We start from the raw sequence: 13,222 nt of genomic DNA, 5'->3' as shown, positions 1-13,222 counted from the left end.
ACCCGCATTAGCATGAACCCACGCACCGCTCAGGTTGAACGCAACACCCTCGAAACCCAGATCAAGATATCGGTCAATCTCGACGGCACCGGCTCAGCCGCGTTCACTACCGGGTTGCCGTTTTTGGACCACATGCTGGACCAGGTGGCCCGGCACGGTCTGATCGACATGGAAATCGTCTCGCACGGCGATTTGCATATCGACGCCCACCACAGCGTCGAGGATATCGGCATCACGTTGGGCCAGGCGGTTGCCAAAGCCCTCGGCGATAAGAAAGGCATCTACCGCTACGGCCACGCTTACTGCCCGCTCGACGAATCGTTGTCACGAGTGGTCGTAGATTTTTCCGGCCGTCCCGGCTTGTTTTACGATGTAGAATTCAAACGCGCGCTGATCGGCAATTTCGACGTCGACCTGTTCAAGGAATTTTTCCAGGGTTTCGCCAACCATGCCGGCGTGACCTTGCATATCGACAATCTGAAAGGCGGCAACGCCCACCACATTGCCGAAACCGTTTTCAAGGCATTCGGCCGGGCGGTACGGATGGCGATCAGCCCCGACCCGCGCATGGCCGGTATCATGCCGTCCACCAAAGGCACTCTGTAAACCGCTTCTTAGCCGCTGCGAACCCTTGACCCGAAAACTCTAACTGTTATGCCATCAGTTGCCGTCATCGATTACGGAATGGGTAATCTGCATTCCATTGCCAAAGCGCTTCAACATGCCGATAGCGGCAGCCAAGTACTGGTCAGCTCCGATCCGGAAGCCATCCGCCGCGCAGACCGGGTAGTGTTTCCCGGCGTCGGCGCGATCCGCGATTGCATGAGCGCTTTGCACGGCAGCGGCTTGGCCGAGGTCATTCGCGAAGTGGCCGCCGATAAGCCGTTGTTGGGCGTCTGCCTGGGCATGCAAGCCTTGTTAACCGACAGCGAGGAAAACGGCGGCGTCGCCTGTCTCGGCCTATTGCCCGGCCATGTCCGGCGTTTTGCCGACGATCTGCGCGACGATAACGGTAACGTACTGAAAATTCCGCACATGGGCTGGAATCGAGTCGAGCAAAAGCCGCACCCGCTTTGGAAAAACATCCCGGACCGCAGCCGATTCTATTTCGTGCACAGCTATTACGCGGTGCCGGACGACGCGCGCCATACCGCCGCCACCGCGGATTATCCGCAAACCTTCACCTGTGCACTGGCCGATGGCAATCTGTTTGCCGTGCAATTTCATCCTGAAAAAAGCCAGACGGTCGGCTTGCAGTTGTTGCAAAACTTCCTAGCCTGGGACGGGACGGTGTAACCGCCGGCATCCCAACGCTGGCTTTACTAACCCTTTGAAATAGTGATTAAACTGTCGAGATTTAGATATGTTGCTGATACCCGCAATTGACTTGAAGGAAGGAAAATGTGTCCGCTTGCGCCAGGGTCGTATGGAAGACGACACCGTGTTCTCCGACGATCCGGTAGCGGTGGCGGGGCGCTGGGTTGAAGCGGGGGCGAAGCGTTTGCATCTGGTCGATTTGGACGGCGCCTTTGCCGGCAAGCCGAAAAACGCCGACGTGATCCACGCCATCGTCGAAGCCTATCCACAGGTGCCGGTCCAAATCGGCGGCGGCATTCGCGACGAAGACACCATCCAGGCCTATCTGGAAGCCGGCGTGCAATATGTCATCATCGGCACCAAAGCGGTCAGCGAGCCGCATTTCGTCCGCGACGTTTCGATCGAATTTCCCGGCCACATCATCATCGGCCTCGACGCCCGCGACGGCAAGGTCGCCATCGACGGCTGGTCCAAATTGTCGCGCCACGACGTGATCGATATGGCGCAAAAATTCGAATCCAACGGCGTCGCCGCCATTATTTATACCGATATTTCCCGCGACGGCATGATGCAGGGCGTTAATGTCGAGGCCACCGCCAAGTTGGCCAGCTCGGTGCACATCCCGGTCATTGCCTCCGGCGGCATCACCAATCTGGACGACATCCGCGCGTTGGGCGCCGTGGCCCACGAAGGCATCATGGGCGCGATTACCGGCCGCGCCATTTACGAAGGCACGCTCGATTTCGCCGAAGGCGCGAAACTGGCCGCGTCCTTCGGCGGCGAGGATTGAGCCACAACCCGCCATGAGCCTAGCCAAACGCATCATTCCCTGCCTGGACGTCGATAACGGCCGCGTCGTCAAAGGCGTCAAATTCGTCGATATCCGCGACGCCGGCGATCCGGTGGAAATCGCCCGCCGCTACGACCGCGAAGGCGCCGACGAGATCACGTTTCTCGACATTACCGCCACCCACGACGACCGGGCGACGATGGTGCATGTCGTCGAGCAAGTCGCCGGCGAGGTGTTCATCCCGTTGACGGTCGGCGGCGGCATCCGTACCGCCGACGATATCCGCCGCATGCTCAACGCCGGCGCCGATAAAGTCGGCATCAACAGTGCCGCAGTATTCCGGCCCGAATTCGTCAAGGAAGCGGCGGACAAGTTCGGTTCGCAGTGCATCGTCGTAGCGATCGACGCCAAAAAAGTCAGCCAGGACGGCGAGGCGGAACGCTGGGAAATTTTTACCCACGGTGGCCGCAAACCGACCGGCATCGATGCCGTGACCTGGGCGGTGCGCATGAAAGAATACGGTGCCGGCGAAATTCTGTTGACCAGCATGGACCGCGACGGCACCAAATCCGGTTTCGACTTGGCCTTGACCCGTGCCATCAGCGAAGCCGTCAGCATTCCGGTCATCGCCTCCGGCGGCGTCGGCAACCTGGACCATTTGGCGGACGGCATTCTCGAAGGTAAGGCCGATGCGGTGTTGGCGGCCAGTATTTTCCATTTCGGCGAATATACGATAGAACAGGCCAAACGCCACATGCAGTTGCGCGGGATCGAGGTGCGCTTATGAACGCCGCCTGGCTGGATCAAATCGAGTGGACCGCGGACGGCTTGGTGCCGGCCATCGCCCAGGACCACAGCAGCGGCCGAGTATTGATGTTTGCCTGGATGAACCGCGAATCGCTGGCCTTGACCGTCGCCGAAGGCTACGCCGTCTATTGGTCGCGCTCCCGGCAACGCTTGTGGCGCAAGGGCGAGGAGTCCGGCCACCGCCAAAAAATTATCGATTTGCAATTGGACTGCGATGGCGACGTGATTCTATTGAAAATCGAGCAGGAAGGCGGTATCGCCTGCCATACCGGCCGGGAAAGCTGTTTCTTCCGCAGCTTTAAAGACGGCGATTGGCAGGTCAGCGAAGCGGTATTGAAAGACCCGAAAGCGATATACCGTTAGGCGGCAGGCCGCTTTAGCCTATGCCGCCGGCCGGCCGGCCGTTTCCGGGCCAACTCTCGGTATCGCCAGACCATACAAAGCCGGTGCCGATTTTTCGCTAATCGGGAGCGCAAAACTTCCCACTTTCCGTTGCCGAATTCCGCTACCAAACTTAGGGATTTTTTCCGCTGGCCGGAAGTCGGATGTAGGGTTAAAGTAATCCTCGGGATTGACGCTAACTAACGGACAACAGCCCTGCAACGGCTAAGCTCGAGACGGGTTTTTCTGCGAGCGGCAACGCGTTGGGCGCAAATTATCGCGGTATGCACTTATGATACTGATCGTAAAAAATATTCCTTCCGCTTCCCAGGAAGACGAATTGGCCGATTTCGTCGCACCGGCATTGCGCTTTTGCTTTTGGCTGCCGTTCAAAATCGGCCATATTTTGAAAACCGATATTTTTTGCCTGAAAAACCTGAAAACCAATGGGTTGGCGTTTCACGGCAGAGTCTTCATCGACGACGACAAAGCCGGGCGCCAGGCCATCAAAAAACTGCACGGCAAGCGCTTTAACAACAAAGTCGTCGAAGTTCGCGAATACTTCATTCGCTCCGGCAAAAACGACCGCCGCGCCGGCCAGCAACTCGTCACGGTCGAAATTCTGGAGCAACGCAAGGGCGACCGCCGTTGCCACGTCAAACAGTCCAATCAAGTTCAACCCTATGCCAACGTATTCGATGCCCGCAACGTCTACCAAGTCAGCCGCCGGGCGCGAAACGAACTTTACGACGAGTGACGACTTGATCCGCTAACGCCGGGCGGCGTGCTCAAACCCGGCAATCGGTTTGACAGCGCTTTCGCGCCAACAAGGCTCCCAGCGGCAAACGGGAGCGGGCAAAAACGGCATAGAGCCAGGCAAACAGGGGCCGGGTCAAACGCCAGCGCAAAGGTGCGGCCAGCCAACCCAATCCGACCAAGAGATACGTCGCGTAAAACGCGTCTATACCCTTTACCAACGAGCCATCGGCCCGCACCCCGTGAATTTCCGCCATCAGCTCCGCCTCGGTAACGCCCAAACGTTCCGGCACGAAGCCGTCGGCATGGATATCCTGAAACGCGATGCTGCCGGCTGCATTTCTGGATTGCAGCCAAGCCACCTCGCGCCGGCAAATCGGACAGTGGCTATCGTAAATCAGCGTGAATTCGGCAATTGTCGTCATGATCGGATTGGCGTGAGCGTTGGATAGCGCGGTTCTCGGGGTTAAGCTACCGGGCAAAACCGAATCCGCAAGGTCTCGGCGATTTCTAGCCGTCGGCGCCGAAACCGCCGCCGCCCGGCGTTTCGATCACGATGCAGTCGCCGGCGGCGACTTGAATTTCGGCGCAGCCGGCTAACTCTACAATCTCGCCGCCGGCCTTGAGCAACCGATTGACGCCGGGCGCAGCGGGCGCGCCGCCATGCATACCGAACGGCGGCTGGCGTCGATGGCTGGATAAAATACCTGCCGACATCGGCCGGCAAAATTCGATGCGGCGCACCACGCCGTCGCCGCCGCGGTAACGCCCGCCACCACCGCTACCTTGGCGCAACGAAAATTCGCGTAACAGCACCGGAAAGCGTTGTTCCAGAATCTCCGGATCGGTGATGCGCGAGTTGGTCATGTGAGTATGCACGCCGCTGCTGCCGGCAAAACCGTCTCCAGCTCCGGCGCCGCCGCAAATGGTTTCGTAATATTGGTAATCGCGGTCGCCGAAGGTCAGGTTGTTCATCGTCCCCTGGGACGCGGCCATGATCCCCAATGCGCCGTATAAGGCATCGACGACGTATTGCGAGGTTTCGACGTTGCCGGCCACCACGGCGGCCGGATAGTGCGGATTCAACAAGCAGCCTGCCGGAATCACGATCTCCAGCGGCTTCAGGCAGCCGGCGTTCAACGGAATGTCGTCTTGCACCAGGGTACGCATCACGTATAACACGGCAGCCTTGCACACCGCGGCCGGCGCATTGAAATTGTCCGCCAATTGCGGCGACGTGCCGGAAAAATCGATGCGCGCACCTCCCGAGTCCCGGTCAACTGCGACAGTGACGGCAATGCTGGCGCCTTGGTCCAATGGGTAGACAAAGCTGCCGCCGGCCAGCGTTTGCAATAAGCGGCGCACACAGGCTTCGGCGTGGTCCTGCACGTGCTGCATGTAAGCCGTGACCACCGGTAACGAATAATCGGCGACCATGGCCAATAATTCTTGGCCACCTTTTTGATTGGCCGCGATTTGCGCCTGCAGATCGGCCAGATTTTGCTGCGGGTTGCGCGCCGGATGGCGGTTGCCGGCCAGCCATTCCAGTATCTCGGCTTCTCGAAACCGGCCGGCGCAGAGGATTTTCAAGCCGGCACTAATCACGCCTTCGTCGTCGATATGGCGGCTGCCGGCCGGCATCGATCCGGGCGAAATGCCGCCAACGTCGGCATGGTGGCCGCGCGAGGCGACGAAAAACAACAACTGCCGCTCGGCGCCGAATACCGGCGTCACCACGGTGATATCCGGCAGATGGGTACCGCCGGCGTAAGGAGAGTTCAGCAAATAAGCATCGCCGGGCTGCAGACTGTCTCGCTGGTTAACTAACAAAGCCTTGACGCTCTCGCCCATCGAGCCCAGATGCACCGGAATATGCGGAGCATTGGCGATCAGGTTGCCGCAGGCATCGAACACTGCGCAGGAAAAATCCAGCCGCTCCTTGATATTGACCGAATGCGCGGTGTTTTGCAGCACGAAACCCATCTGCTCGGCCACCGACATGAATCGCTTGTTGAAAATCTCCAGCAACACCGGATCGGGGCCGGCGGCTAACGCAATAGGGGTAAATTCGCTAGCGTTTCCGGTCAGCAGCAGATCGCCGTTGCTTTGCAAACGGGCCTGCCAGCCGGGTTCGACCACGATTGTCGAAGTCGGCTCCAGCACGACGGCCGGACCGGACACGACTTGGCCGATGCCCAGGTGTTCCCGGCGGTATACCGGTGCATCCAGCCAACGGCCGCGGCTGAACAGGCGCGTCCGGCGTTGTGGCTGGCCGCTACGGCAATCTGAGGCGGCTGGCGCCATATCGGGGGGCTGCGCATCGCAAGCGACGCTTTCGACCTGCAAACTGGCAATCACCACCGGACGCTGGTAACAGAAACCGAATTGGCGGCGATAGGCACTGGCGAAACGATCCGGCAGCGCGGCCGGATCGGCGTAGGCTAGCGTTAGCGCGGTATCGCTGCCTTGGTAACGCAAGGCCAGACTCCAGCGGCTGGAGATAGGCAACCGATCCAGGCCTTGCTCGGCCAGTTCGCGGCGGGCGGCTTGTTCCAACTCCGCGAAGCGGCGGTGCAACTCGTCTGCATCCGTTTCCTGCCATAAGCGTTCCACGGCAGCATGCTTCAACACCCGAAAATCCGCCAAGCCGATGCCGTATGCCGACAGCACGCCGGCCAACGGGTGCAGCAATATCCTGCGCATGCCCAGCCGCTCGGCCAACAGGCAAGCGTGTTGCGCGCCGGCAGCACCGTAACAGCACAAGGCGTAGTCGGCGAGCGGGTAGCCCTTTTGCACCGAAATTTTTTTGATGGCCTCGGCCATATGCTCGACGGCAATTTCCAAAAAACCCTCGGCGACTTGTTCCGGGCTGCGGGGTTCGCCGCCCGCCGATATCCGCTCCGCCAGCGCCGCAAACAAGGCCTCTACCCGGACTCGGTCCGGCGGCAAGTCGCCGTTAGGGCCGAACACCGCCGGAAAGTCCGGCAATTTGCCGAGCAGCAGATTGGCGTCGGTCACCGTCAACGGCCCGCCGCGCCGGTAACAGGCCGGACCGGGATTGGCCCCGGCCGAGTCCGGCCCGACCCGGCAGCGCAAGCCGTCGAAATGCAAAATAGAGCCGCCGCCGGCGGCGACGGTATGAATCGCCACCATCGGCGAGCGGATGCGGACGCCGGCGATTTCGTTATCGACGCTGCGCTCCAGTTCGCCGGCGTAGTGGGCAACATCAGTGGAGGTACCGCCCATATCGAAAGCGATGATCTTGGCCAAACCGGCACGTTTGGCCGCGGCAACCGCGCCGACCATGCCGCCGGCCGGGCCCGACAATATGCTGTCCTTGCCGTGAAAGGCAGCGGCCCGCACCAATCCGCCGTTCGATTGCATGAACCACAAGCGCGGGCGCGATGCGCCGGCCGGCAAGCCGTTTTCGACTTGCGCGACGTAACGGTGCAGCACCGGCGACAGGTAGGCGTCGACCACGGCGGTATCGCCGCGGGCGACGAATTTAGGCAGCGGACTGGCGCGATGCGACAGCGAAATATGCTCGAAGCCGATCCCGGCCGCCAGTTCCGCCAATGCCAATTCGTGTTGCGGGTAGCGCCAGGCATGCATCAACACAATCGCCAGATTGCGGATACCCAGGTCGTAAATCCGCCGTAATTCGGCGTTCGCCTGATCCGGGTCCAGCGCTTGCACTATCCGGCCGTCCGCGCCGACGCGGACATCGATTTCGGCCACCGCCCGGTACAGCGGTTCCGGCCGCCGGATCTGCAATGCAAAAATATCCGGCCGGTTTTGGTAGCCGATATACAGGCAATCGCGCAAGCCGCGATTGGTAACCAAAGCGACCGGCGCGCCCTTGCGTTCCAGCAAGGCATTGGTACCGACCGTGGTGCCCATTTTGACGGCGGCTATCCCGGACTTCCCGCCGGCACCGGATTCCTGCAGAATCCGGCCTATGCCGTGCAACGCGGCGTCCGGATACTGTTCCGGATTTTCCGACAGCAACTTGCGCACCGCCACCTTGCCGTCCGGGTCCAAGGCTACGATATCGGTAAAGGTACCGCCTCTGTCGATCCAAAATTGCCAGCCCGCCGCCATCGAAAAAACCTTACTAGAAATTACTAATCAAATTTTTGCTAACTTTATGTAATGATAGCCATTCTTGGTCAATGGCATTTTAATTGACTCCGGCCCGGAAAACGCAGACGCCGGGGCGGTGTGCGCAGCAAATAGTAATTACATAGGGGGAAATGCGTGGAAACTTTGTTCGATTTGGTTCTGGTGGCAGCGGCCTTGTACGGCGCGAAAGCTTATTTGACTGCGCCGGAAGTCGTCACCGACCGGGAAATTTTTTCCAGCCGCGGCTCGATGTTCGTAAAGAGATTAGTCAGCGAGCAGGCCGGGCAAGGCCTGCAAACCCCGCAAACTCCGGCATTTGCGCCATCCGAACCGGCCGAGGTCGAACCCGAACCAATCGCCGACCTGACGGATGCGACTCAGGAACCGCAACTCGTCGAAACGGAAACTGCGGCCGCGGCAGAGCCGCAAGCGATCGAGCAAGACGCCGCTGTTGCCGCGGTCACTGAAATTTCGCAAGCACCGCAGGATTCGGTATTGAATCGGCATTATTGGGCGCAACGCGCCGCCGAACGCGCCGCGCTAGCACAGCCTTACCCGACCGACTCGGTATTGCTGCGCCATTACCGGCAAATCCAGGCGGCGAGCTTACAGCCAACGGCGCAAACCGACGCTGCCGTAACCGCCATGCAGCCGGAAGCGGTCGCACAAGCGACCGAAGCAGCCGGCGCAAGCGCGGCCATCCCGGAAGACTCGGTACTGAAACGCCATTTTCTGGCAAATGCCCGCCACCTGATAGAGCAAAACTACGGCCCCGTGCCAAGCGACAGCGTCTTAAGCCGCCATCATCGGCAGTTGGTCGCAGCCGCTTTGGCGGATTATCTGGCAGAATTGGCTTAGCCGGGCTGCGAAGCCATCGGCAATAGCGGTTTTTATTGGCGAAATGCCGATTTCGCCTGGCTTCTGCCGGCAACTGGTTTAAAATTCAACCGTCTCCGAAAAAAGCAATATTAGCCGTTTGCAAAATGCTTTGACCGGAAACGGGTACGCTTCCGCCTGCGGCAGCCTTCATTCAGGAACACAATCCGCCTAATCATGATAACTCTACCGAATGCCTTGAAAGATTCGCGTCCTAGCCGCGCCTGCTTTGCGTTGGCGGCCTGCATCTCTTACGCGGGCCTGGAGCCGGTATTGGCGGCGGACATGCCGGCCGCGCTGCCCGAGGTCGCGGCGCCGCTGCCGGCGGCAATAGAGGCCACCCCCGCCGCCAGTTTCATTCCGGCCGACAATCCTATCGGTAACCTGTTGCTCAGCCGGCAACATCCCCTGCTGGCCCGGCCCGATTTCAGCCGAATCAGCGACTATGTCGTGCAAATTTACCAAGCCAGCAATTTTCAACCGATTTGGCTTAACGCCAACCGTTCCGAAAAAAACCTGACCGATTTATTCGGCATATTGGACAACGCGCCAGGCAATGCATTGATTCCTGCCGCTTACGATGTCGAGCGCTTGAAACAATGGGTCGCCGCTCCGCTGCCCGATAATGCGACGGCAGCCAGCTACGACGTGGCCCTGACCGTGTCGCTGGTGCGTTTTCTACACGACTTGCGCCAAGGCCGGGTCGATCCGCGCGACGTCGAATACCCGGTGCATATCGCGCCCAAACCGGCACTGGATATTGCCGGCTTGTTGAAACAGCATTTGGAAGCGCAGACGCTGGGCGAGCTGGTAACCGTGTTCGAGCCCAAAGCCAGGCAATACCAACAGTTGAAGCAGATTTGGAACCGCCTGCAGCCTTTGGCCGGCCAATCCGCGATGCACGAATTCAAGCCCGGCAAACAACTGCGACCCGGCGACAAGCATCCGCACATCGTTTACCTGCGGCAAAACCTGCTGGCAATGGGGGCGATTGCCGATAACGCTAATCCCGACAGCAAGGTTTACGATGCCGACCTGGCCGAAGCCGTGAAAAAAGTCCAGCAACAGCAGGGTCTGAAAGCCGACGGCGTGATCGGCAGCGCCACTGCCGCCTTATTCAACCGGCCACCGCAGGAAAAACTGGCGCAGTTGGAATTGGCGATGGAGCGCTCGCGCTGGATTCCCGATCCGAGCGACGGCCCGATGATTTTAGTGAATATCCCGGCTTTCGAATTATGGGCCTTCAATTCGCCCGACGACGCCAATCCGATCAATATGAAGGTCATCGTCGGCAAATCGCCGGACAAGCAAACGCCGGTGCTGTGGGAGGAAATGAAATATCTGGAATTCATGCCCTACTGGAATATTCCGAAAAACATTTTCGAAAAGGAAATCCTGCCGAAAGCGGCCAATAACCAAGGTTATCTGGCCAGCCAGGAAATAGAGCTGGTCAAACACCAAAACAGCGAAGAGAAAGGCGGCGGCAGTTATATGCGGGCTCGCCAGCGCCCCGGCAAAAAGAACCCGTTGGGCCGGGTCAAATTTGTGTTTCCGAATACCGCCGACGTGTATTTGCACGATACCCCCAGCCGGGCGGCGTTCAACCGGCCGCGGCGTGATCTGAGCCACGGCTGCGTCAGAGTGTCGGAACCCAAGCGTCTGGCCGAGTTCGTGTTGGGCGACCAACAAGGCTGGGACAAGGACACGATAGAACAAGCCATGTCGGCACCGAAAACCCGCCACGTCACGTTGAAACGGTCGGTGCCGGTGCTGTTTTATTACGCGACCACCTTTGTCGACCACACCAATCAACTGCACGTTTATCCGGACATTTACGGCCAGGACGAGCTGCTGCAGAAAGCCCTGAACAAATTGCATGCGCCCAGCGCCGGCAGCAACCAGTTGGCGGCAAGCGGCAAAATGGCAGGAGCGACAGCCAGCCAGTAGCGACCGGAACGGTGCAGGCATAAAAAAGCGCCGGAAACGGCGCTTTTTTATGCGGCTAAGCGCGAACGAGCTAGAAAGTCCAGGTACGGAACGTCCCGGTATCCAGGTGGATGAAATTGGACTCCGGATAATAACCGACGCCACCGCGATGCATCGCTACCGCCGCGTTGTGGATCCGGCGCAAATCGAAGCGCTCGATCCGGATATCGACCGCGCGGCCGTGCATATGAAAGCTGTTATTGGCGACGCCGGTATGTTCGGCGTGCAGTTTGGCGTTGGTCAACGGCGAACGGTAGCCGCAGATCACGCCGAACGGTTGTTGCAAGCCCAACATTTGCTTCAAGTCGTGCAATTGGTCGAGCAACTCGGGGTCGATCGGATGCACGTCGTCGGTCCGGTAATCGCGTAGCAAGAAACTGATTTCCTCCAGCGCATCGGTCAGATAGCGGCCTTTCTCGAAATAAGTCAGATTCAACTTGTCGCCGGTGTGCGGATTTTGAAATGCCAGCGCCCGGTGCGAGGTCATCCTGCCGCGGTCGGCCACGAACATCGGTTGCTGGTCCAGCGTGATGATCGGTTCGCGTTGGCCGGGGCGGATCACCGAATGAACTCTACCGCCGCTGTCATGGCCGTGGCTGACTTGGGCGGTACTGAAGCCGTGCTTCTTGCCATGGTAAACGTCGCGGACTCTGGCTTGGGATTGCGTATGGCGCTCGGCGTGCGCCAGTTGTATCCGGCCGTGCTGGGTTAGCGCCGATTTATGGCTGTTATGCGCAGTTACCGCTTTATCGCCGTGCCGCGCGGCTTTAGCGGCTTGAATCGCTTCGTGCTTGGGCAGGCGTGCCGCACTTTTTGCCGCTTTTCCGGTTCTATGGTTCTTGTCGGCTTTAACCGCCGCACTTTTGGCAGCATGCACCACGCCGGGCATTGCGATAGATAAAACGGCGCCCACCGCCAAGCGCCCGAAAAAGCTGCGTCGCGACAGCTCCACTTCGCCCTGCTTGTTGCCATCATTCTCTAAGTTATGTCTCAGCATCCATAATCTCCTGTTTAACATCTTACGGATAGTGATTGATTCCGAAGGTTAAAATCCAAAAGTAAGTCGTTTCGATTATAGCAGTCTATCACACAGAAGCGACTGTAAAGCCAAAAACGGCCGCCGATTGTCGGTAATATTACAATTGCCTGAAGGTGCATAATCTGCCAGCCGCGCCGGCCAGCCCGGCGAATTTGTTAACCAGGCCGCCATCTATCGCCGTTGCTCCGTGCGGGATAATACAATGCCTCGGCAGCCGGTGGCATAACCAAAAACGGCCATTAAAGCGCAGATTAACAACGGCTCTGCAGTTGCCGGTACAACTCGACTACGGCTGACGCCAACTCGCTATCCGCGCAGTACAATACGCCGCAACGGTTCATGAACAAGGCCCCTTGGGGATTCAATTCCAAATCGTTGCCGAACATATCGCAGGCAATGGCACCGGCCTCGCGGAACAAGCACGCCGTGGCCGCATAATCCCAAACGCTGCCGCCGCCGGCCTGCGGTTTAGGAAATTTAAAGTAACAGGCCGGCGCATCGGCCAACACTTGGCAGGCGTTCATTGCCGCGCCGCCCTGCAATACCAGTGCCGCACCGGCATAACCCAAACCAAGTGCCAGCCGCTCCAGTCCGGCCTCAGCGGCTTGGTAGAGCGGATCGACGGCGAAACTTTTATCGGTGATAAATTTCAGGATGTTGCCGCGCGATGCCGTTATCGGCAGCGCTAACCGTTGCCCGTCGCGCCAGGCGCCGCCGTTTTGCACAGCGCTATACAAGTTGCGCGCCAGCGGATCGTAGACCACGCCGATTATTGCACTGCCGGCGCGGTCCACCAGCGCGATCGACACCGAATAGCCCGCCACCCCTTCGATGAACGGCAAAGTGCCGTCCAACGGATCGATACACCAAAAATAGTCTTTGCGCAGCCGACTGCCGTCGTCGGCCTGCTCTTCCGACAACACCGCCAAGTCGAACATCTCGCAGGCCGGTTGCAAGGCCTGCAAAATCGCCTGCTGGCTGAGGTGGTCCACTTCGGTCACCACCTGGGCGGCCAGGCTGGCGCCGCCGGTTTTATTACCGACCGCAACCGGCCGGCCGGCGTGACTTTCGATGATATGTCCGGCTTGGTAAGCGGCGCCAATCGCGCATTGGCGGAGTAAGTTCAAGTCGTTTGCAGATAAGCGCAT

The 13,222-nt window shown here is 59.2% G+C and carries 12 protein-coding genes; 8 read left to right on the top strand and 4 right to left on the bottom strand.

What is annotated here, in order from left to right; genetic code table 11:
• The first annotated feature begins 12 nt into the window (after nucleotides 1–12).
• The 6 genes from hisB to VXJ35_RS01445 all read left to right on the top strand — a co-directional run bounded on the left by hisB (nucleotide 13) and on the right by VXJ35_RS01445 (nucleotide 4,052).
• Complete coding sequence (gene hisB / locus VXJ35_RS01470; RefSeq protein ID WP_054761475.1) at nucleotides 13–606, top strand: imidazoleglycerol-phosphate dehydratase HisB; 594 nt, start codon at nucleotides 13–15, stop codon at nucleotides 604–606.
• Nucleotides 607–654: 48 nt separating this feature from the next.
• Entirely contained in the window at nucleotides 655–1,296 is a 642-nt protein-coding gene (gene hisH, locus VXJ35_RS01465) for an imidazole glycerol phosphate synthase subunit HisH (RefSeq protein ID WP_054761477.1), read from the top strand.
• A gap of 67 nt (nucleotides 1,297–1,363) precedes the next feature.
• Nucleotides 1,364–2,107 (top strand): 1-(5-phosphoribosyl)-5-[(5-phosphoribosylamino)methylideneamino]imidazole-4-carboxamide isomerase, encoded by a 744-nt coding sequence (gene hisA / locus VXJ35_RS01460; RefSeq protein WP_064020193.1) that lies wholly within the window; start codon nucleotides 1,364–1,366, stop codon nucleotides 2,105–2,107.
• Nucleotides 2,108–2,120: 13 nt separating this feature from the next.
• Complete coding sequence (gene hisF / locus VXJ35_RS01455) at nucleotides 2,121–2,894, top strand: imidazole glycerol phosphate synthase subunit HisF (protein ID WP_064020192.1); 774 nt, start codon at nucleotides 2,121–2,123, stop codon at nucleotides 2,892–2,894.
• Complete coding sequence (gene hisI / locus VXJ35_RS01450) at nucleotides 2,891–3,277, top strand: phosphoribosyl-AMP cyclohydrolase (protein ID WP_054761480.1); 387 nt, start codon at nucleotides 2,891–2,893, stop codon at nucleotides 3,275–3,277. The genes hisF and hisI overlap by 4 nt, the downstream gene beginning before the upstream one ends.
• A 310-nt stretch (nucleotides 3,278–3,587) precedes the next feature.
• Nucleotides 3,588–4,052 (top strand): RNA-binding protein, encoded by a 465-nt coding sequence (locus VXJ35_RS01445; protein WP_064020191.1) that lies wholly within the window; start codon nucleotides 3,588–3,590, stop codon nucleotides 4,050–4,052.
• Nucleotides 4,053–4,083: 31 nt separating this feature from the next.
• Here VXJ35_RS01445 and VXJ35_RS01440 read toward each other — a convergent pair whose 3' ends face one another.
• Nucleotides 4,084–4,533 (bottom strand): thiol-disulfide oxidoreductase DCC family protein, encoded by a 450-nt coding sequence (locus tag VXJ35_RS01440; protein WP_231914828.1) that lies wholly within the window; start codon nucleotides 4,531–4,533, stop codon nucleotides 4,084–4,086.
• 28 nt (nucleotides 4,534–4,561) lie between these two features.
• Nucleotides 4,562–8,152: a hydantoinase B/oxoprolinase family protein gene (locus VXJ35_RS01435; RefSeq protein WP_064020189.1), complete on the bottom strand. Its 3,591-nt coding sequence runs from the start codon at nucleotides 8,150–8,152 to the stop codon at nucleotides 4,562–4,564.
• A gap of 156 nt (nucleotides 8,153–8,308) precedes the next feature.
• Between VXJ35_RS01435 and VXJ35_RS01430 the strand changes: the two genes are divergently transcribed.
• Both VXJ35_RS01430 and VXJ35_RS01425 read left to right on the top strand, forming a co-directional pair.
• Nucleotides 8,309–9,031, top strand: a complete 723-nt coding sequence (locus VXJ35_RS01430; protein ID WP_064020188.1) for a hypothetical protein — start codon at nucleotides 8,309–8,311, stop codon at nucleotides 9,029–9,031.
• A 195-nt stretch (nucleotides 9,032–9,226) separates the two neighbouring features.
• A complete protein-coding gene (locus tag VXJ35_RS01425; protein WP_231914827.1) occupies nucleotides 9,227–10,996 on the top strand; it encodes a murein L,D-transpeptidase in 1,770 nt (589 codons plus the stop codon).
• A 70-nt stretch (nucleotides 10,997–11,066) separates the two neighbouring features.
• On the opposite strand, the gene VXJ35_RS01420 is transcribed toward VXJ35_RS01425, so the two are convergent.
• On the bottom strand, nucleotides 11,067–12,032 hold the full coding sequence (locus VXJ35_RS01420) for a DUF882 domain-containing protein (protein ID WP_064020187.1): 966 nt from the start codon (nucleotides 12,030–12,032) through the stop codon (nucleotides 11,067–11,069).
• A 293-nt stretch (nucleotides 12,033–12,325) separates the two neighbouring features.
• The gene (locus tag VXJ35_RS01415; protein WP_064020186.1) at nucleotides 12,326–13,222 is read right to left on the bottom strand and encodes a 3'(2'),5'-bisphosphate nucleotidase CysQ; all 897 of its coding nucleotides are present in this window, start codon (nucleotides 13,220–13,222) and stop codon (nucleotides 12,326–12,328) included.

Origin of the sequence: Methylomonas sp. DH-1 (assembly GCF_046097555.1) — a bacterium.
GTDB lineage: Bacteria > Pseudomonadota > Gammaproteobacteria > Methylococcales > Methylomonadaceae > Methylomonas > Methylomonas koyamae.
The sequence above is the reverse complement of the archived record's forward strand: the minus strand, read 5'-3'. Positions and strand labels throughout refer to the sequence as shown.